18 protein-coding genes are annotated in these 18479 nt (G+C 71.1%); 3 read left to right on the top strand and 15 right to left on the bottom strand.

What is annotated here, in order from left to right; all coding sequences use genetic code 11:
- Window positions 1-110 precede the first annotated feature (110 nt).
- The 7 genes from PV343_RS07600 to PV343_RS07570 all read right to left on the bottom strand — a co-directional run bounded on the left by PV343_RS07600 (window position 111) and on the right by PV343_RS07570 (window position 6839).
- Window positions 111-782 (bottom strand): type III effector protein, encoded by a 672-nt coding sequence (locus tag PV343_RS07600; RefSeq protein ID WP_319146000.1) that lies wholly within the window; start codon window positions 780-782, stop codon window positions 111-113.
- 75 nt (window positions 783-857) lie between these two features.
- Window positions 858-2810: a SpoIIE family protein phosphatase gene (locus tag PV343_RS07595; protein WP_319145999.1), complete on the bottom strand. Its 1953-nt coding sequence runs from the start codon at window positions 2808-2810 to the stop codon at window positions 858-860.
- Between the two features lie 178 nt (window positions 2811-2988).
- The gene (locus tag PV343_RS07590; RefSeq protein ID WP_319145998.1) at window positions 2989-3336 is read right to left on the bottom strand and encodes an ASCH domain-containing protein; all 348 of its coding nucleotides are present in this window, start codon (window positions 3334-3336) and stop codon (window positions 2989-2991) included.
- A gap of 93 nt (window positions 3337-3429) precedes the next feature.
- A complete protein-coding gene (locus PV343_RS07585) occupies window positions 3430-3987 on the bottom strand; it encodes a hypothetical protein (RefSeq protein WP_319145997.1) in 558 nt (185 codons plus the stop codon).
- A 111-nt stretch (window positions 3988-4098) separates the two neighbouring features.
- Window positions 4099-4662, bottom strand: a complete 564-nt coding sequence (locus PV343_RS07580) for a hypothetical protein (protein ID WP_319145996.1) — start codon at window positions 4660-4662, stop codon at window positions 4099-4101.
- 269 nt (window positions 4663-4931) lie between these two features.
- The gene (locus PV343_RS07575) at window positions 4932-5819 is read right to left on the bottom strand and encodes a Rieske 2Fe-2S domain-containing protein (protein WP_319145995.1); all 888 of its coding nucleotides are present in this window, start codon (window positions 5817-5819) and stop codon (window positions 4932-4934) included.
- 339 nt (window positions 5820-6158) lie between these two features.
- A complete protein-coding gene (locus tag PV343_RS07570; RefSeq protein WP_319145994.1) occupies window positions 6159-6839 on the bottom strand; it encodes a TetR/AcrR family transcriptional regulator in 681 nt (226 codons plus the stop codon).
- Between the two features lie 69 nt (window positions 6840-6908).
- On the opposite strand from PV343_RS07570, the gene PV343_RS07565 reads away from it, so the two are divergent.
- Window positions 6909-8033, top strand: a complete 1125-nt coding sequence (locus PV343_RS07565) for an FAD-dependent oxidoreductase (protein WP_319145993.1) — start codon at window positions 6909-6911, stop codon at window positions 8031-8033.
- A gap of 283 nt (window positions 8034-8316) precedes the next feature.
- On the opposite strand, the gene PV343_RS07560 is transcribed toward PV343_RS07565, so the two are convergent.
- The 7 genes from PV343_RS07560 to PV343_RS07530 form a co-directional block, all read right to left on the bottom strand.
- The gene (locus PV343_RS07560; protein WP_319145992.1) at window positions 8317-8931 is read right to left on the bottom strand and encodes a dihydrofolate reductase family protein; all 615 of its coding nucleotides are present in this window, start codon (window positions 8929-8931) and stop codon (window positions 8317-8319) included.
- Window positions 8932-9041: 110 nt separating this feature from the next.
- Window positions 9042-10187: a serine hydrolase domain-containing protein gene (locus PV343_RS07555; RefSeq protein WP_319145990.1), complete on the bottom strand. Its 1146-nt coding sequence runs from the start codon at window positions 10185-10187 to the stop codon at window positions 9042-9044.
- A 106-nt stretch (window positions 10188-10293) separates the two neighbouring features.
- On the bottom strand, window positions 10294-10713 hold the full coding sequence (locus PV343_RS07550; protein ID WP_319145989.1) for a GNAT family N-acetyltransferase: 420 nt from the start codon (window positions 10711-10713) through the stop codon (window positions 10294-10296).
- Window positions 10714-10788: 75 nt separating this feature from the next.
- A complete protein-coding gene (locus PV343_RS07545) occupies window positions 10789-13182 on the bottom strand; it encodes an Orn/Lys/Arg decarboxylase N-terminal domain-containing protein (RefSeq protein ID WP_319145988.1) in 2394 nt (797 codons plus the stop codon).
- Window positions 13183-13629: 447 nt separating this feature from the next.
- On the bottom strand, window positions 13630-14052 hold the full coding sequence (locus PV343_RS07540; protein WP_319145987.1) for a DUF3618 domain-containing protein: 423 nt from the start codon (window positions 14050-14052) through the stop codon (window positions 13630-13632).
- A complete protein-coding gene (locus PV343_RS07535; protein ID WP_319145986.1) occupies window positions 14049-14489 on the bottom strand; it encodes a phage holin family protein in 441 nt (146 codons plus the stop codon). The genes PV343_RS07540 and PV343_RS07535 overlap by 4 nt, the downstream gene beginning before the upstream one ends.
- Before the next feature lie 457 nt (window positions 14490-14946).
- Window positions 14947-15918 carry an ArsR/SmtB family transcription factor gene (locus PV343_RS07530; RefSeq protein WP_319145985.1) on the bottom strand — a complete coding sequence of 324 codons (972 nt, stop codon included), beginning with the start codon at window positions 15916-15918 and terminating at the stop codon, window positions 14947-14949.
- Between the two features lie 72 nt (window positions 15919-15990).
- Between PV343_RS07530 and PV343_RS07525 the strand changes: the two genes are divergently transcribed.
- A complete protein-coding gene (locus PV343_RS07525) occupies window positions 15991-16827 on the top strand; it encodes an alpha/beta hydrolase (RefSeq protein WP_319145984.1) in 837 nt (278 codons plus the stop codon).
- Window positions 16828-17083: 256 nt separating this feature from the next.
- On the opposite strand, the gene PV343_RS07520 is transcribed toward PV343_RS07525, so the two are convergent.
- Window positions 17084-17662 (bottom strand): hypothetical protein, encoded by a 579-nt coding sequence (locus PV343_RS07520; RefSeq protein ID WP_319145983.1) that lies wholly within the window; start codon window positions 17660-17662, stop codon window positions 17084-17086.
- Window positions 17663-17812: 150 nt separating this feature from the next.
- On the opposite strand from PV343_RS07520, the gene PV343_RS07515 reads away from it, so the two are divergent.
- Window positions 17813-18436 carry a TetR/AcrR family transcriptional regulator gene (locus PV343_RS07515; RefSeq protein ID WP_319145982.1) on the top strand — a complete coding sequence of 208 codons (624 nt, stop codon included), beginning with the start codon at window positions 17813-17815 and terminating at the stop codon, window positions 18434-18436.
- The last annotated feature ends 43 nt before the right edge of the window (window positions 18437-18479 follow it).

Raw genomic sequence — 18479 nt, 5'->3', positions numbered from 1 at the left:
ACCTCACAAGTCCTGTCATCGGACAACCGGACAACTGGCTCAGTCACTGAAAACAACGTCGGACATGAAGATCTGGGTGGTCGCCTCGACGGGCGCCGTACCGCCGTCGGCTAGCCGGGGTCGGCTCCCGGCGTCGAGAGGGCGTCGAGTCGGGCGGCGAGGTCGGGGTGGGCCCCCAGGTGGGGGCGGGCGGCGTTCAGGGGGCCGACGAGCGCGGCGGGATCGTCCTGGCCGAGGGCCGCGTCGAGTTCGCGCACCGGGTGGTGGGCGCCGGCGGGGAGGTCGGTGAGCGCGGTGATCTGGCCGGCGATGCGGCGCAGGTCGGCCGCGTTGTTCCGGGCCCAGGCGCTGGTGCTGCGCTGGGCGGCCCGGTGTTCGCGGGTCGCCTGGACGCGCTGTTCGCCGGTGGTTCCGGCGGGGCCGGGCCGGTTGCGCAGGTAACGGCGTTCGGCGGCCTGACGGCTGGCGACGCCGAGCGGCTGGGCGAGGTCGGCCCAGCTGGCACCCGCGTCGCGGGCGGTCTCGATCAGACCGGTCTCCCAGCCGGCGAGCTGCTCACGGACATGGCGCAGCAGCAGCAAGGAAGCCAGGGCCTGCTCCGGGCCGACAGCGGAGGCGGCGGAAGTGCCGGACGCGGCGAAAGCGCCGGGCGCTTGCCGCTGGGCGGTCCGCACGGCGTCGTCTATGGCCTCCAGGGCCGCCGCTGCAGCGAAGAACGACGCCGGGCCCCGGGAGTCGGTGGGGTCGGTGTCCGGTCGGTCGGGTCGGTCCGCTGTCGTCATGGCCCCTCCTCGCGCCTCCTCGACTTCGTCATCGCCTGGATGACCCATGGAGTCTGTCATCCATTCGACGACAGCCTACAGTGAGTCCGAGAGGGTTGTTCGCAGCCTGCGCCGAAAGCTTCCGCCGGACCGGGCGGTGCAGCGCGCCCGCCGCCACGTCGCCTGGTCCTCCGGGCTGTGCGAGGGGTCCAGCGCTTCCCGGGTGGCGCGGGTGAGGTCTTGCACAGGAGATCGTTCCTGCAGCGAGCCGGGGGCGGCTCTCTCCGGGGCGGCCGGGCTATGGGCGCTCTGGGGCGGTGGTGGCGGGCTGTGGTCGTCGGGGGTGCCGGCTCCGGCGGAAGGGAGGCGAAGGGCCAGCAGGGCGGTGTCGTCACCGTGGGGATCGAGGCGCTGCAGAAGCTGGTCGCAGAAGTCGTCGACGGTCCGGGTGTGCGGTTGCCGGGCCAGGACGGAGGCATGGTGGCGCAGTCGGGCGAGGCCGGCGTCGATGGGACGTTCCCGGCTCTCGACGAGGCCGTCGGTGTAGAACAGCACGGTGGATCGTGCGGGAAGGTCCTCGTGTGCGTCGGGCCAGCTCAAGCCCAGGTGCATGGTGGCGCTCATGCCGATCAGCGGCCCGTGCCCACGGGTCAGGAAGCGGGTGTCCCCCTCAGGTGTGATCAGCAGCGGCGGGGGGTGGCCGGCGTTGACCCAGTGGAGCTGCCACGGCCCTCCTTCGGGGCCTTCGACACGGGCGAAGATCAGTGTGGCCATGGGTGCGTCGCTGGTGTGGGTCACCGCCTCGTCCAGCCGCCGCATGATCATGCTGGGCGGCTCCACGTGGGTCCAGGCCAGCGCGCGCAGCATGTTGCGCACCTCGGCCATGTGGACAGCGGCCTGCAGATCGTGGCCCACCACGTCCCCGATCACCAGGGCCATGACCCCGTCGGCGAGGAGGAAGGCGTCGTACCAGTCTCCTCCGATCTCCATGGCGCGCTGTGCCGGCAGATAGCGGGCGGCCATCCGCAGCCGGTCGACCTGCGGCAGGGGGGCCAGCAGCTGGCGTTGCATGGTCTCGGCGACGTTGCGCTGCTCCTCGTAGAGCCGGGTGTTGTCCAGCACCAGCGCGAGCCGGCGCCCGATGTCCGCGAGCAGCCGCATCTCGCCTTCGGCCGGCGGACCGGAGACCTCGGTCCGTGCCACGGTCAGGACGCCGTAGTAGCGCCGACGGGAACGGATCGGCACCGCGGTGGCCCAGCGGCCGCCGAGCCGGTCGAACAGGATGCGATGGCCGGCCGCCATCGGCGTCCCCGCGTCCACCAGGTCGCCGGCATCCAGCAGGACCGGCTCGTCGCCGCGGATGGCCTCCGGCCGCTGCTGCGCTCCGGGCAGCGGTCCCGTCAGGTCCCTGGCGCGGTCCGGACGAGCGAGGCTGCGCACCGCGACCCGCTGCGGGATGCCGGAGTGCGCGTCGACGAGGTCTACGGCGGCCCAGTGCCCGAGTTCCGGCACGAGGAGGGGGAGCAGCTTGCGCGCTGCCGCGGTGGCGTCCATGTTGGACATCAGCACCGAGGAGACCTCGGCCAGCAGATTCAACCGGTTGGTGAGCGCCTCCAGGGCGGCGGTATGGGCGATCGCCCGCTCCTCGGCGTGCCGGTGCAGGCTGAAGTCGCTGAAGACGATCACCACTCCGTCGGGCGTTCCTTCCGGCGAGAGTGCCGTCGCCGACCAGATGATCGGCAGCAGGACACCGTCGCCGCGCAGGAAGTACTCCTCGCTTCCCTCCACGGCGTCCCGGCTGCCGGCCAAGGGCGTGCGCATCAGGCACCGCTCACGCGGGACGCGTCCTCCGTCGGGGCTGCGGTGGAGCAGATCATGCGCGTCGTGCCCCAGCATCTGAGCGGCCGTGCGGCCGAGCAGGCGTTCCGCCCACGGGTTGACGTACGTGATCAGCCCGGACGGGTCCAGGGTGAAGACACCGGCACCCAGGTCACGCAGGACATCACCCGCCGCGAAGCCAGGGGTCCGCTCACCGTCCGAACAGGTCATGGGCTACCACTCCTCGTGACCAGGCTCTCAGAAAACAGACCTGCGTACGCACCTCAGCCGGCGGTCCGGGCGGGTGCGGTGTTCGCGATCGATCCGGTCACGGGCGGCGCCCGTCGGCTAGTGCTGTGACCGCATTGGTTCACCGGGTTGCTCGCTGTGCCGGCTGGGAGTCCGACACTCATTTCGCCAACCTGAAGTGCACGATGGCGACGGTGTCGGTCGGCTCGATGTGGGGGTAGTGAAACCGCAGTCTGTCGTGAAGCTCGGTGAGATCACGGAAACCGTCCGCTCGGGCGTCCGACTCGCTCAGCTGGGCAATCGTCTTGGCAGTGACCTGCGTGACGACACCCGGTAGTGCCACCTCGTCGTCCAACTCGAACACCAGGCTCACCGGGCCCGTCTCCACCGAGTCACGGAAACGTACCGTGGTCGTTTTCTGTTCGGCGCGTACTGCATCGAGATAGTCAGGATGGAAGTACAGCGTCTGAGTCGCCGTTGAGTGCTGCCATGAGGTGCTGTCGTCCATTCGGCGCACCCTAACGGAACGAGCAAACCCTCCGCGTCACACAATCCGGTGGATGCCCCGGGCCCCGGGCAGTGAACGTTGCCGGTCACAGCACTAGTGCCAGCAGGACGCCTCACCGCCGCCGCTGCCGTCCGAGGTGGTGCCCACCGAGACCTCGTAGGCGATGCCCTTGCTGACCTTGGGAGCGGGGGAGTAGCCGCCGGTGCGGAAGTCGACGGTGAGCAGCAGATGACGGCCCTTGGCGGTCCGGGTCCAGCAGGCGCCCTCGACCGTGGCGTCCGGGGCCCCGGGTCCGGGGTCGTACTCGGGGCGCCAGCCGGCGGCGGCAGCCGTTGCGGTGTAGTGGGCGATGACGTCGACGCGCTTGCCCGGGAAGGCGTAGAGGCGATCCGCGTGCAGCCATGGCTTGCCGCTGCTGTCGTCGTCGCAACCGGTGGTCACGCCCACGCCGCGGTAGTTGGAGGGGGCGGTGGCGCCGGCGGGCGCCGAGCCGAGCACGGACTGCGTGGCCAGGCGCTTGAGATCGCCAGCTGTACCGCGGCAGCCGTCGGCGCCGCCGACCACGGAACACGCGCCGAGAAAGGCGGCCGGCAGGACCAGGGCCGCCGCCAGCCCGACGCGGGCGCGGGCGGACGGTGGCGTGGGGGACAACGGGGCTCCAGGGAGTACGCGGCCTTGATGTTGGAAGACAGGATGCCGGACTGTCGGCGCCCGCACATGGAGTTGGCGCTGCCCGATCGATACCGCGGGTTTGACCGAGCCTCAGGAGCCGGTCAGTTGCGAGGCGTTGGGCACCTTGTCCTTGACCTCGGCGCCCGCGCTCTTCCCGGCGTCCTTCACCTTGTTGATGACGTCGTTGAAGCTGCTGACGGTGTCATCGGTGTTGCCCTTGCGCAGCTTTGCCGGCAGCTGCTTCAGGGACTCGATGCCCGCAGTGAGTGGCGCGAGGGCCTTGGAGAGGGTGGGGTCGGCCTTGGCGTTGCGGACAGCAGCCTTGAGCCGGTTGTACGTGAACGCGCCGGCGAGGGCGCCTTTGATGAGAGCGAGCCTGCGGCCGTGGGCGCCCTTCTTGAACTTGCCCGCCTTGTACGGCTTGACGATCCACTGGTAGGTCGCGCCGGCGGCCAACGCTGCGTCCGCGACGAAGCGCGTCTTGGCGAACCTGCGCTTCTCCGCCGTCGTGCTCGGGCTGGGTGTGGGATCGCTGACGGCAGCGGTGGTCGCGTTCCGCACGGTGTGCTGGGGGACGGCATAGGCCGTCGAACCCGCCAGCAAGGCGCAGCACAGGATGGACGCCACGACCAGGCGTCGTATCGGTACGGGCATGGTGCTCCTCCCCGGAGCGAGGGGGCGAGGGAAACGCTTCAACGGCAACACAGCGTCGACGCGCGCCGCTCTTCACAGGCTGGCCCCCTTCGATCGCTTGCGCCACTCGGGTGATGGGTGCACGTGATCGGTCCACTCCGGCCGGCGCCGCGAGCGCACCCATGGGGAGACGGACCGTTCGCGAGCAGGACAACTGGACGGCGGTGAGCGCCTTTTGCCTGCTCCGCCGCGATCGGTCTCCGTCCTGTCTCTCGGCCTGTCTGCCCGTACTAGTGGTCGCGTAGCCGCACCTCCACCTGGCCGTCGACGACCCGGGTGTCGAAGGCGGGCTGCGGGGCGGTTGCCGGGCCGCGTACGTTCCAGCCGTCCGACAGCCGGAAGACGCTTCCGTGCCAGGGGCACTCGACACATCCGTCGGCGACGACGCCCTCGGACAGCGGCCCCGACAGATGACTGCACCGTTCGGCCAAGGCGTGTACGACCCCGTCGGATTCGCGGACCACGAGCACCGGCACGTCGTCCACGCTGCGCCGTTCCGGCCGGCCTTCCGCGAACTCGGCCACGGCCCCGACACGGTGCCAGCCCTCCGAGACGACGTGGGGAACCTCTTCCGCGTGATTGGCGCCGGACGCCTGCCGGTAGGCCAGGTGGCCGCCCAGCATGCCCCCGATTCCGACCGCTGTCAGCCCGAGGAAGCCGAGGGCACGGCCCCGTGCGGTGTGTCCCTTGAGGCGGCAGGCGAGTGAGGTGGCGTAGAGCCCGGCGGCCACGGTGTTGGCCAGGGAGTGCGCCAGGCCGACACGCTGCTGCTGGGGATGCAGTTCCGCCCAGTCGACCGCCCCTGTCACCGCAGCGGGGGCGGTCGCGGCCAACCCGACTCCGATCAACAGGCCGGCCTCCCGTGACCGGCCGGGACACAGGTCGAGCAGTGCGGCCGAGAACCAGGCGCCGATCGGCACCTGGACCATCAGCGGATGCAGCGGGTGGCCCAGCCACCTGCCGTGCAACAGGTCGCGGCCTCGGCCCAGCGGCAGGGACCTGACGCCGCTACTGAGCGTGTCGATCGCCGCGTCCGCACGCGGTTCACGCTCCAGGCGGTCCAGGAGCCACAAGACCCGGTTCTGACCTGTCCGGCGACGAGGGGGTGCTGTACTCATGACGAGCCGGGTCCCCGCCGGCGTGAACGGCAAACGGTTCCCTGTCCGCCGGGCGCGTGGCCGTCGAATCGACTAGCCACATAACCGTGCGTATACGCCCGTTCGACCGCATGTGAGGCTCCGCCCGGCCACACCGCCAGTACGCCCGCATCGGCATCGACAGCATCACGGCGGTGGTCATCCACCTCATCGGCATCGCCGGACTGGCCACCATCGCCGGCTGAGAGTTCCCGCCGGTTGAGAGTTCCGCCGGAGTGGTCCCGCAAGCGCCTGGCCGCGTCCACCGGCCGATGGCGGCGGACGGGGCTTGCGCCGACGGCGACCGGGAAGGCTCGACTCCTACTTCGAGATACGGGCTTCGATGCCGTCGAGCAGGCAGTCGAGGCCCAGCCGGAAGGTCTGGTCGGCGTCCAGATGGGCGGCGTCGCGCACCACCGTGGCCAGTGCGGGGAACCGGCCGGAGGCGAAGGTTCGTTGCAGATAGGGCCCCAGCGCCGCCTGCCAGTGCTTCTCGTCCATCCCGGTGGCCCGCTCGGCACGTCGCTCGGCGGTCTCCCGGCGCACCGCCCCGATGACGTAGGCGTTGACCGCGGCGATCACCGGCATGACGGCGTCCAGGTCGACACCGTCCAGTGCGGCCACCAGGGTCTCCCCGCTGGCCAGCGCATGCGGTCCGAGTTGCGGGCGGCCCCCGAGCAGATCGGCGAGCCATTCGTGCTCGTGAGCGGCGCGCCGCGTGGCCTCGGCATGGGACCGGAGGACCTCCCGCCAGCCGTCGCCGACCGGCCGGATCTCGGCGTGGACGGCGTCCACCATCAGATCGAGCAACTCCTCCTTGCTCGCGATGTAGCCGTACAGCCGCATCGGACGGACCTCCAACTCGGCGGCGACCTTGCGCAGCGACACCGCTTCCAGGCCGTCCACGTCGGCCAGCCGGATCGCCGCTCGCACGATCCGCTCTCTGCTCAACGGGGCCGGAACGGGTCGATTCGGCGGCTCCGGCCTCTCCCACACCAACATGCCGCCCACGGTACAACGCATCGATCGATACAGTGTATCGATCAGTACGGTGTATCGAGGAGGAGTCACATGGCCATCGCCATCATCGGAGCCGGCCTGGGCGGCCTGGCACTCGCCCGGGTGCTGCACGTGCACGGCATAGACGCCGTCGTGTACGAACGCGAACCGTCCCGCACTGCTCGCGATCAGGGCGGCATGCTCGACATCCACTCCGGCCAGCGCGCGCTGCGCGAGGCCGGACTGATCGACCAGTTCTACGCGATCGCCCGCGGAGCGGGACAGGACATGCGTCTCCTGGAACCGGACGGAACTCTGCTGCTCCAGGAGGACACGCCCGACGACGCCCCGCTGGAGCGCCCCGAGGTCGACCGCGCCGATCTGCGGAACCTGCTGCTGGATTCCCTGCCCCAGGACACGGTGCGCTGGGGGCACGCGTTCACCTCCGCCGCCGACGGCCTGCTGCACTTCTCCGACGGCAGCAGTGCGCCATGTGACCTGCTGGTCGGCGCGGACGGCGCACAGTCCCGGGTCCGCCCGCTGCTCACCGACGCCCGCCCGGCGCACATCGGCCAGAACGTCGTCGAGATCGGCATCCCCGACATCGACCGCACGCACCCTGACCTCGCGACGATGGTCGGGCGCGGCAACTACTGGGTGCTCGGGGACGGACTGTCCCTGGCGGCGCAGCGCAACGGCGACGGCCGCGTTCGCATCGGCCTCAGCTTCTACAACACCGCCGAGGACTGGATCGCCAACAGTGGGATCCCGTTCGACGACCCGGCCGCGGCCCGGGCGCGGCTGATCGACATGCTGCCCGGCTGGGACCCACGGATCACCGCGCTGATCGCGGCCTGCGACGACACCGTCGTGCCCCGGTCGATCACCGCTCTCCCCACCGGTCTGACCTGGCCGTCGACGTCCGGCGTCACACTGGTCGGCGATGCCGCGCACCTGATGCCGCCGGTGGGACAGGGCGCCAACATGGCGATGCTCGACGGCGCCCTGCTCGGCCTCGCGCTGGCCGCGCACCCGGACGACCATCCCGCCGCCGTCGAGGAGTACGAACACGCGATGTTCGAACGCACCGGTGCCGCCGCCCGGATGTCCGCTGACATGCAGGAACTGCTGATGTCGCCGGACGCCGCCCAGGAGATGCTCGCGTTCTTCCAGCCCGACGGAGCCACAAGGCGGTGAGCGGGGCCGCAACCAGGGCCGGGCAGGCATGGCGCCGGCAGGCGCTGTGTGACGCGCTCGAAGGGAACCAGCCTGGTCCGGTGTCGCCCCCGCGCCCCTCCTTGCTGTGGACGGACGGAAAGGGCGGTGGTCGGCGACCTCGACTTCGAGCCTGCCCGCAGGTCAGCGAGGTCACGGACAGGGTGAACGTCCGTGACCGCATGCTGTGCCTCGATCTTGCGGGTGTTGCGTTCATGGACGCCGTTGCCTCGCTGCCGCCCACCTGCGCGCGACGGGCCACGGGTCACCCGACGTGGTACATCAAGTGCGTCGCGTTCGGTGTCGACGTCACCTGCCGCTGCACCAAGGCGCGTGGCGCTCCGCCGGTGAACAGCGGTGTCCCATGCCCCAGCAGGACGGGCGCGAGGTGCAGCGACAGTACGTCGACCAGGCCGGCGTCCAGCGCCGTGCCGACGGTGGCACCGCCGCCCATGAGGACGACGTCGAGGTCCCGGCCGGCTGCTGACGACGCCGCTTCGGCGCGAAGGCGTGCGACGGTGACGGCGTCGGGCAGGCCGGTGGTGACGAAGGTCCAGTCCAGGCCGGTGAGCCGCACCGCTTCGGGTGGTGTGCTCGTCACGACGATGAACGCGGGCCTGCCGACCTCGCGGGCGCCGTAGCCGGTGGTGTCGTCCCAGCCGTACGGTCCGTCGACCACGTCGAAGAGCCGGCGCCCCAGGACGACGGCGCCGGAGCGGGCGGTCCCCTCACGCAGCAGCCGGCGGTCGTCGGGGTGGTCGGAGAACGCCCAGGTGTGCAGGGCCCCGCCGCCGGTGCCCAGACCGTTGTCCGGGCCGGGGTCGGGGCCGGTGACGAAGCCGTCGAGCGAGACGGAGATGTCAGCGACGATACGAGTCATGCCGGATCAGACCCGATCCGCCGCCCGAACTCATCGCTCGCGCCCGATGCCCGTCCCCGGACGCGTGCCCTCCGCCCGGCGGGGTGACGTTACGACGGCCGCACCGGTGGTCAGACTCGCGCCACGCAGCGCCAGAAATCCCGCATCAGCGGGGGAGGGGTGGGGTCCTCCATCGCCACCTGGGTCAGCAGGATCGTCACCGTCCCGGTGGACGGGACCAGGTGGGCCGCCGTGCCGGAGCCGCCGACCCAGCCGTAGCGGCCGGGCACGTTCCACGGATCGGCGGGCGTCACGTCGACCTGGCCGCCGTACCCCCAGCCCTGGCCCTCCAAGAAGAGCGCGCCCGCGTCGCGCTGGGCCGTGGTGAGGTGGTTGGTGGTCATCCGGCTCACCGAAGCGGGCCTGAGCAGGCGGCGGCCGTTCGCCTCCCCGCCGTTCAGCAGCAGCCGGGCGAACGCCAGCCAGTCGTCCGCCGTGGACACCAGCCCGCCGGCACCGGAGGCGAACCGCGGGGCGCTCGCGAACGCGCCGTCCGGGGTGTCCGTCCGCACCGGCATACCCGCGCCGTCTAGGCGGTAGGCGGACGTGAAGCGGTCCCGCTTCTCCGGCGGCACCTCGAAGCCGGTGTCCTTCATCCCCAGCGGCTCCAGCAGCCGTTCGGCCAGGAAGTCGGGCAGAGTACGGCCCGAGGCCCGCGCGATCAGCGCACCCTGCAGGTCGGAGGCGGTGTTGTACAGCCAGGCCTCGCCCGGCTGGTGCAGCAGCGGAATCCGGGACATGACCGCCAGCCAGGTGTCCAGGTCGGGCAGGGACTGCGGGAAGCGACCGTCCTGCTGCACCTCGAAGAGCGAGCGGACGGCGGGAAGCGTGAAGTCGGCGGGGAAGCCCCAGCCCGGCCGCGAGCTCAGCAGGTCCTCGACGGTGATCGGCCGTACGGCCGGGACCACGTCGTCGACCGGTCCGGCGGGCGTGCGCACCACCACCGGCTTCTCCAGCTCGGGCAGCCACTCGGCCGCCGGATCGTCAAGACCGACGGTGCCGTCCTCCACGAGTGCCAGCAGCGCGGCGGCGACGATCGGCTTGGTGATCGAGGCGATGCGGAAGATGGAGTCCCGAGTCATCGGGGCGGAGCCGTCGACGTCCAGCGACCCGACGGCGACCACCTCGACGTCGTCCCCCCGGGCCACCAACGCCACGGCCCCGGGTACCGCCCCCCGGTCGACGTACCGTCGCAGGGTCTCGTGCAGATCGCTCATCAGCGGACCTCTTCCGAACAGGCGTGGCGGGATGCGGTGTCTCGCCCTGTCCTGAGGACAGACTTACGGAGGTCTGGGAACTCATCGCTGCGAGGGTCGGCGCCCCCTAAAGAGTCCTGGCCGCCCCGGGCCGCAAGGCGAGCAGACCGGCTGCCGTCTCCCTGAAGCCGCAGCCGTCGAAATAGAACGAACGCAGGTGTTCCTCGAAATCGACGTGGAGCCACTCGCACTTGGCTAGACGAGCTTCTTCGGCCGCGGCCGCGACGAGCGCGGCCCCGACTCCTCTCGAACGGTGATGAAGCGCGACCACCGTGTCGAGTACGAACGCATGAACTCCGCCGTCCCAGGCGACGTTGACGAAACCGACCAGAGTGCCGTCGTCCCAGGCGCAGACCCAGCCGAGGCTGTGGCGCTCCAGTCGTTCCCGCCAGTCAGTCTGAGCGACCGGGTGACCGAAACCATCGGCGTGAAGGGCGTTGAGCGAGGCGTTGTCGAAGTCACCCCGCCACTCGTACTCGATCGTCATGCCTCCGATCGTATGTTCGCGTCCGGCCCGTAACCGAACAATCGCCTGGTGGACGCAGTTGGGTCGAAAGCAATGTCAGGGCTGCGGGGCGTTCAGCGGCTGCGGGGCGTGGCGCTGGGCCGGGGGTGCGGTGGGGGGTTCGGCCTGGTCCGGGCGCAGGCACTCGATCTGGTAGTCGCCGGTGTCGGGGTCGATCGTGACGCCGTGGGTCTCGCTGCGGAAGCCCGGGAAACGGCGGTCGAAGGACTCGAGTGCGGCGAGGTAGCGGAGGAGTGGACCGTCGGGAGCGCCGACACTCTCTCCGGGCATCAGCACGGGGATGCCCGGGGGCGTGACGGTGACCATCGCCGCCGCGATCCGGCCGGCCGCCCGGGCGATGCGGACCCGCTCGGTGCCGCCCCGCACCAGGCGCTGGTAGCAGTGCTGCGGCGGGAACACCGGTTCCGGCAGTTGCTGGAACGCGGTGTCCAGCAGCTCCACCAGCCGTGCCGAGCGGAGCTGGTCGTGCATCTGTCGGCACAGCTCGCGCAGGGTCAGTGCCGCGTACCGCTGCGGGTGGGCGGCCACGGCCTGCGGGAGCACCCGCTCCAGCGGCGCGTCGCTGTCGTAGAGGGCCTTGAAGTCCATCAGCGCGTCCAGCAGGGTGCCCCACTTGCCCTTGGTGATGCCCATGGAGAACAGGACGAGCGTGGTGTAGCTGTCCGTCTTCTCCACGACGATGTTCCTCGTCGCCAGGTACGCCGTCAGTACGCGCGCCGGGATCCCCTCCTCCTCCATCTCCCCGGTGGCGGTGATGCCGGGGCAGGTGAGGGTGACCTTGACGGGGTCCAGCATGCAGTGCCCCTCGGTCAGTCCCGGGAAGCCGTGCCAGTCTGCGCCGGGGTCGAGCGTCCAGCAGGACGGCTCGGTGCGCAGCAGCTCCGGCGGGGCCTTGTCGAAGGGGAGCTCCGCGCCGGTCGCCGGGTCGGTGACCGTCCGGGGCTGCCACACGCCGAAGAACCACGGCGGGCGGTCCCCGGCGGCCTCGATGCGGCGGCGCAGCCGGACCATCTCCTGACGGAACCGGACCGCCTCGGTGACCGCCTCGTCGACCAGCCACTCGCCCTGCGGCCCGTCCATCATGGCGGTCGCCACGTCCAGGGAGGCGATCATCGGGTACAGAGGTGAGGTGGTGCCGTGCATCATCAGCGCCTCGTTGAACCGCTCGTGCTCCACCGGCGCCCGAGGCGCGGGCCGTACGTGCACCATCGCCGACTGAGAGAGCGCGGCGAGCAGCTTGTGCGTCGACTGCGTCGCGAACACCGTCGGCCGGTCGGGTCCGGGGAACGACGACTCGTGCACCGCCATGCCGTAGCGGCCCGCGTACAGCGGATGGAAGCGGGCGTACGCGAACCACGCCTCGTCGAAGTGCACCCGCGGGCTGCTCGCCGCCAGTGCGCGCGCCGTCGGGACCGCGTCGTAACACAGGCCGTCGTACGTCGAGTTGGTGAACACCGCGTACCGGGGATCCGGCGAGAGCGCCCCCTCGGCCAGCGGGTGCGCGGCGATCCGGGCCGCCACTGCCTCCGGCGCCAGCTCGGCCGGCGGCAGCGGGCCGGCCAGGCCGTAGCCGTTGCGGGTCGGGACCAGATAGACCGGGCGGGCCCCGGACACCACCAGGCCGTGCAGTACCGACTTGTGACAGTTGCGGTCCACCAGCGCCAACTCGTCCCGCGTGACGCTGTAATGGCCCACCAGGCGGTTGCAGGTGGAGTCCCCGTGGAGCACGAAGTACGTCAGGTCGGCACCGAAGACGCGGGCGGCGTTGCGCTCCGCCTCCCCGATCGGGCCGGTGTGCTCGAACAGCGAGCCCAGTTCCTCCACCGAGATGGACAGGTCGCTGCGCAGCAGCCGCTCGCCGAAATAGTCGTGGAAGGCGCGGCCCGCCGGTGACTTCAGGAACGCCACGCCGCCCGCGTGGGCCGGTGTGTGCCAGGAGTACTCGTGGGCGTCGTCGAAGCGGCGCAGTGCCCGGAAGAACGGCGGCAGCAACCCTTCCTGATAGGCGCGCGCCGCCGTCGAGATCCGGCCGGCGATGAAGCCGGCGGTGTCCTCCAGCGGCCAGACGTAGCCGACGACCCTCTCCGACACCCACAGCGGCAGGTTCCGCACACCCTCGTCCGCCATCACCAGGAACGCCGGCAGGTTCTGGAACCGTCGGCCGATGTGCCGCAGCACCGAGGCTCCGCCGCTCTCGTCCCCGTCCTGCGGGCCCGCGGCCGTTTCACCGGGCAGGTCCCAGGCGACCAGCGCCGCCGCCAGTCCCGCTTCCGTCCGCAGGACCGCCTGTGCGTCCTCGACGGTCACGGCCCAGCGGACCTCGAATCCCTTCGCCTCGACCGCCGCACGGATCGCGCGCAGCTGTTCGGGCGCGGCCCCCTCTTCGCGGGAGTGCTCCCGCACCGCGATCAGCATCTTGCCGTCGGACATGCCGTCCCCCTCCAGCGGCCCGGTGCCGCCCCGATCAGTGTCCGAGGCGGCTCACGGCGGGCACGGGGACCGGGAACGGCAAACCACCGGAACGACGGAGCGGCAGGGGTACCACGTTGACCGGAGGACGCGGCGGGTGTCGCACGCGGGACCTGACGCGCGGAGACGCACCGCCGCCCCCTTACGCGACCTCGGCCCCGGCCCCGGCCTCAGCCCCGGCCCGCGTTGTCGGGCCGGGGCTGAGGGTTGTCCACGGACTCGTACGCGGTCAGCGGGGGAGGGGGCCCGAGGGGGCCGGTGTCCGTGTTCGTACCGGCCCCCTCCCCGTTCACCTGTTGTTCCGGTCAGCCGGACCAGATGTCGGTCAGCGGTCAGGTGGCGTGCACCGCGACGATGCTCAGAGCGGGACCTGGCGGCAGGCGGGCGGTGCTGGACGCCTCCGCGCGGTCACCTCTTCTTCCGGCAGATCAGCCACACGAGCGTGCCCGCGGCGGCGGCCGCGACGAGCAGTTGGCGGTTGCCGCGTGCCGTGTGCAGGCCCTGGGCCGTGGTGGCGCGGGCCTGCCCGGCGGCCCGGGCGGCTCGGTCCTTGACCGGGGCGGGCAGCTTGTCCTGGACCCGGGACGCCGCTTCGGCAGCCTTGGTCCTGACCTGTTCGGCCTTGAGCGCCGCTTGGTCCTTCAGCTCTCCGGCCTTCGCGGCGGCCTGGTCCTTGATCTCGGCGGCCTTCTCCTGCGCGCGGGTCTTGACGTCGGTCTTGGCCGCGAGCGCCTGGACCGTGTCGCCGAGCTCGTTACGGGTGTGCTCGATCTGCTCGCGCAGTTCCTCCGGGCTCTGGGCGGTGGGCTCGTCGTGGGGCGGCTGCGTCATCGGTGGGCACTCTCCTTGATCTCGGCCACGTCGGCCTTCACGTTCTCGATCGTCTCCTCGGGCGTGGGCGGGGCGGCCTGGGAGACCTCCTTCTTCCCGGTCAGCGCCATCACCGCGGCGACCAGGCCGAGGACCGCGGTCACGATGAGGCCCGCGGCCCACAGCGGCAGTGCCTCCGCGAGCGCGGCGATGACAGTGGCCACCAGGGCCTGCAGCATCAGGAACCCGACCAGTCCGGCACCGCCGAACAGTCCGCCGCCCTTGCCGTAGCGCTTGCCCTTCTCCTTCATCTCCGCCTGTGCCAGGCGCAGTTCCCCGCGCACCAGCTCACTGAGCTGCTGCGAGGCACGCTGCACCAGCTCACCCACCGGCTCCTGTGCCGGTGCCTGCGGCGCCGGCCGGCTCGTGTCGTGGTGCGGCTGTGTACCCGACGTCATGGCGATCACCTCCCGTCACTCGGCTGCTTTCTCACGGCCGGAAGACGCGTCGGCGTCCTCCGGTGACGGCGTGAGTACCCCCGATGCACCAGTTCAGGGCAGCCGGGGCCGAACTGATCACCGCTGGTGCCGCCAGGGCCGGTACTTGAGGGCTGCGGCGGCACCACCGCGCTGCCTTTCGCGCGGATGGGTCTGAGCGGCGGCGAGGACAGGGTGTACGGGGACTACGACGCGGTCTTCGTCGCCGAGGACACCAGGTGTTCGACCGCCGGCCGGGCCGCCGGACCGATCACGGTATCGGCCGGCAGAGTCCTCCCGCCCCGCCCGGCCCGGCCCGGCCCGGCCCGGTCCGGCCGGGCGGGTGAACAAGCTTCCGGTGCGCGCGCCGACGGCTGCCTGGCCCGCATCACCCGGATCAGTGGCCCCCCGTCGCACGCGCCCACGCTCAGCGCGTTCCTCAGCCCTTACGGGCGGATCCGCCCATCAGGTGGTTCGCTCGTTCCGTGCGCAGGTGGAGCGCGGTCCGGCCCGTGCGTCGCGTCGACACCAGGCCGGCCCCGCGCAGCGCACCCAGGTGTTGGGAGACCGCGCTCGCGGTGATGCCCAGCCGGCCGGCGAGAGCCCCGGTGGTCAGGGGTTCGGCCAGGGCGTCGAGTACCGCCGCCCTGGTCTGGCCGAGCACCGGGGCCAGACCCGTGAGCGCCTGAGGCGGGGGCTCCCACAGCAGGCCGACACCCACCGCCGGGTAGCGGATCGACGCGGCGGCGACCGGGGACTTGTCGACGCCCACGTTGGGCCAGTTGAAGACGCTGGGCAGCAGGACCAGGCCGTGCCCGCCGGTGTCCACCGTGCAGACCGTCTGCGGAGTGCGCCGACCGTGCACCACCAACTGGCCACCGTCCCAAGCGACATCCTGATGCAGCTCGGCGAACAGCGCATGGACGCCGCCATCCACCAGGGTGAGCGCCCGCCTGCCGACGTCGGCCTCCAGGAGCGCGCGCATCCGGCCCCACTGCGGAGCGATCAGCAGCTCGTGGCAGCGGTGGAGCGCTGCGGCGAGCCTCGGCAACACCGCCGTCGAATCAGGGACCTCCTCGTCCGGTACGCGCACAACGGCGCCGTACTCCCGCCGGAAGAAGGCCTCTTCCGTGGCCCGCAGCAGGTCCAGCTCGGCAGCCATCGAGGGCAGCCGCTCCTCCGGCACGGGGAACAGGAACGACGGCAGCGCCCCGGCGATCAGCGCCCGCAGCAGCGGCAGTTCGCGCTCGCCGGCCAGCAGCGGCCGCGCGCTGCGCACCCATGGCTGATGCACCGCATGCCCGGCGGAGCCCAACAGGATCCGGAGCGCGAGCACCGTCTCGCCCAGTGGCGAGACGGCGAACCGCACCTTCGCGACAGACGCCGCGGTGAACCTGATCTCGACTGCCATCCGCGCCGCCCCATCGTGTAGCTCTGGCTAAACGATAGGCCGGTACCCGGCGTCACTCGCATGCTGTCCGGCATGGAACTCTTCACCGCGCACGACGGGACCGAGCTCGCCTACCACGTGTTCGGGGACGGCCCGCCTGTGGTGTGCCTGCCGGGTGGACCACAGGACTCGGCCTACTTGGGCGAACTCGGTGGCCTGTCAGCGCACCGGCAGTTGGTCATGCTGGACCTCCGCGGCACCGGACGGTCCGCGATGCCCGCGGACGTCGCCTCGTGCCGCTGCGACCGGCTCGTCGACGACGTGGAGGCTCTTCGTGAGTGTCTGGGCCTGGAACGGATGGACCTGCTCGCGCATTCCGGCGGCGCGAATCTGGCCGTGCGGTACGTGGGCCGCCATCCCGAACACGTGGACAGACTCGCGCTCATCACACCGAGCGTCCGGGCCGTCGGGATCGAGATCACCGACGCACTGCGGCGCGAGACCGTCCTGCCACGTCGGAACGAACCTTGGTTCCCCGAGGCCTTCGCGGCCCTGGAGGCGATCGGCGCGGGCCGGGCGGGCGCCGACTGCTGGCAGGCCGTCGCTCCGTTCTCGTACGGCCGCTGGGACGAGGTGGCCCAGGCCCACAAAGCGACGGAAGACCGGCAGATGAACATGGAGGTCGTGGCGGCCTTCAACGCCGACGGCGCCTTCGACCCGGACTCCACCCGCGCGGCGCTCGCCCGATTCGACTCACCGGTGCTCCTGCTGGCCGGGGAGCTCGATCCAGGCGCCCCTCCACCCACGACAGCCGAGTTCGCCGGACTGTTCCGGAGCGCCGAGTTCGCCGTCCAGCCCGGCGCCGGACACTTCCCGTGGCTCGACGACGCGGACCGGTTCGTGGCAACGACCTTGTCCTTCCTGCGGTGAGTCGTCCCTCACCCATCCTGCCGGCTGAACGGACGGCTTCAACGGGCACGGACTACGTCTCAAGCCGGCACTGACGGCGCGACGCCCGTCTCGCGGCGCGGCCTGGAGGCGTCGTGGAACCCACATGGTCCCCGGAGGGAGCTGATCGTGCCGGGGCAGCGAGGTGAACCAGAGCCCCCGGTATGCCCCTGACGGGTTGATCAGGGGCATACGGGGGCAGACCATGCAGAACTACCGGCAGAACTGCGGTCGTTACCTAATGGCCGGAGGCCTTGGCGGCTTGCCCCAGGCGGAGTGCGGAGACGAGGAAGAAGACCCCGCCCAGGAAGGCGTAGCCGGCCAGGCTGCTCAGGGAGGCGTTGCCCTTGCCGGCCTGAGCTATGAAGGAGGCTCCGGCGAGAGTGGAGATGCCTCCGCTGGCGATCATCGGCCACTGACCTGCCATCCCACGTCGCAGAACGCCGACGATCAGTTGCACCAGACCCGCGGTGACGGCCCAGGCGCCCCAGACCCGCAGGACTGCCGGGATGCCTGAGGTGGCGGCTGCGACCAGTCCCGCGGCGGTGAGGGAGCTGAGCGCGATGTTCGTGTAGAGACCGCGCACGGGTCCGCGTTCGGCCTTGGCGGACCTGGCGTCGACGACCGCACAGGCCACGTCGAACGCGGGGTAGATCACCAGCAGCGTCGTGCTGAGGGGGTTCAGGGTGTGGGCGGAGGCGAGCAGGAGGACGGCCCATACCGCGGCGAACGCGAAGCGCAGGAGGTAGAGGCGTCGTAGCGCTGCGGTGTCGCTTGCGGTGGGGGCGGGGGCGGGGACAGCGATGGAGGAGTCCATGAGGGGTCCTTTGGGCGAAGGCGGCAGCGCAGGCCAAGGCGCGATCAGGAGGCGAGGGAGAACGTTCGTTCTTCCTGTCTCATCTAAGGGGCCTCCCTTTCCTGCTGTCAAGACCGAACGTTCTCCCTCACCGGCTGGTACGGTGATGTCATGAGTGCGGGCACAGAGGGCGGGAGCATGTCAGAGGCACGAGCGCGGCTGCTCGACACGGCAACCCGGATCTTCTACGCCGAGGGGATCCACTCCGTCGGCGTGGACCGGATCATCGCGGAGGCCAAGGTCACTCGCGCGACCCTGTACCGGCATTTCAAGGGTAAGGAGGAGTTGATCCTTTCCTACCTCCAGCAGGCCGATCACGCCATCCGGGGGCAGGTGGCTGCCATCCGGGCGCAGGGCCTGTCGGCGCCCGACACCGTCCGCGCCGTGAGTCGGGCCATCGCCGAGGGCATCCAGTCCTCAGGATTCCGTGGGTGCGCCTTCCTGAACGCGGCGGCCGAGTATCCCGAGCAGGATCACCCCGTCCACCAGGCAGTGCTGACCCATCGGCAATGGTTCCTGGAGACCGCCACGCAGCTCCTGGAAGACGCCGGCTGCGCTCCCGCCGACGCGGCGGGCCGGCACTTCGTCATGCTCCGGGACGGCGCCATGGCGGCCGGCTGCCTGTCCGACCCGAAGCCGATCTGTGAGACCTTCCTGCGCGGCGTCGAAGGCATCTTGCGGACGGGTGCGGCATCAATGCCTGGTTCGGATGTTCCGGTCACCCTGCCCGGATGACCATCCAGGTGTGATCAGTCCCTCTCCTGCCCGCCGTCGAACG

It is taken from the genome of Streptomyces sp. WI03-4A, from assembly GCF_033792105.1.
GTDB classification, from domain to species: Bacteria; Actinomycetota; Actinomycetes; order Streptomycetales; family Streptomycetaceae; genus Streptomyces; species Streptomyces collinus_A.
This window is presented reverse-complemented; position numbering and strand designations above follow the sequence as displayed.

Bases quoted from the DNA above. Each gene is read 5' to 3' on its own strand.
- PV343_RS07600 (WP_319146000.1), bottom strand. From the start codon at position 782: ATGACGACAGCGGACCGACCCGACCGACCGGACACCGACCCCACCGAC.
- PV343_RS07595 (WP_319145999.1), bottom strand. From the start codon at position 2,810: ATGACCTGTTCGGACGGTGAGCGGACCCCTGGCTTCGCGGCGGGTGAT.
- PV343_RS07590 (WP_319145998.1), bottom strand. From the start codon at position 3,336: ATGGACGACAGCACCTCATGGCAGCACTCAACGGCGACTCAGACGCTG.
- PV343_RS07580 (WP_319145996.1), bottom strand. From the start codon at position 4,662: ATGCCCGTACCGATACGACGCCTGGTCGTGGCGTCCATCCTGTGCTGC.
- PV343_RS07575 (WP_319145995.1), bottom strand. From the start codon at position 5,819: ATGAGTACAGCACCCCCTCGTCGCCGGACAGGTCAGAACCGGGTCTTG.
- PV343_RS07570 (WP_319145994.1), bottom strand. From the start codon at position 6,839: ATGTTGGTGTGGGAGAGGCCGGAGCCGCCGAATCGACCCGTTCCGGCC.
- PV343_RS07565 (WP_319145993.1), top strand. From the start codon at position 6,909: ATGGCCATCGCCATCATCGGAGCCGGCCTGGGCGGCCTGGCACTCGCC.
- PV343_RS07560 (WP_319145992.1), bottom strand. From the start codon at position 8,931: ATGACTCGTATCGTCGCTGACATCTCCGTCTCGCTCGACGGCTTCGTC.
- PV343_RS07555 (WP_319145990.1), bottom strand. From the start codon at position 10,187: ATGAGCGATCTGCACGAGACCCTGCGACGGTACGTCGACCGGGGGGCG.
- PV343_RS07550 (WP_319145989.1), bottom strand. From the start codon at position 10,713: ATGACGATCGAGTACGAGTGGCGGGGTGACTTCGACAACGCCTCGCTC.
- PV343_RS07545 (WP_319145988.1), bottom strand. From the start codon at position 13,182: ATGTCCGACGGCAAGATGCTGATCGCGGTGCGGGAGCACTCCCGCGAA.
- PV343_RS07540 (WP_319145987.1), bottom strand. From the start codon at position 14,052: ATGACGCAGCCGCCCCACGACGAGCCCACCGCCCAGAGCCCGGAGGAA.
- PV343_RS07535 (WP_319145986.1), bottom strand. From the start codon at position 14,489: ATGACGTCGGGTACACAGCCGCACCACGACACGAGCCGGCCGGCGCCG.
- PV343_RS07530 (WP_319145985.1), bottom strand. From the start codon at position 15,918: ATGGCAGTCGAGATCAGGTTCACCGCGGCGTCTGTCGCGAAGGTGCGG.
- PV343_RS07525 (WP_319145984.1), top strand. From the start codon at position 15,991: ATGGAACTCTTCACCGCGCACGACGGGACCGAGCTCGCCTACCACGTG.
- PV343_RS07520 (WP_319145983.1), bottom strand. From the start codon at position 17,662: ATGGACTCCTCCATCGCTGTCCCCGCCCCCGCCCCCACCGCAAGCGAC.
- PV343_RS07515 (WP_319145982.1), top strand. From the start codon at position 17,813: ATGAGTGCGGGCACAGAGGGCGGGAGCATGTCAGAGGCACGAGCGCGG.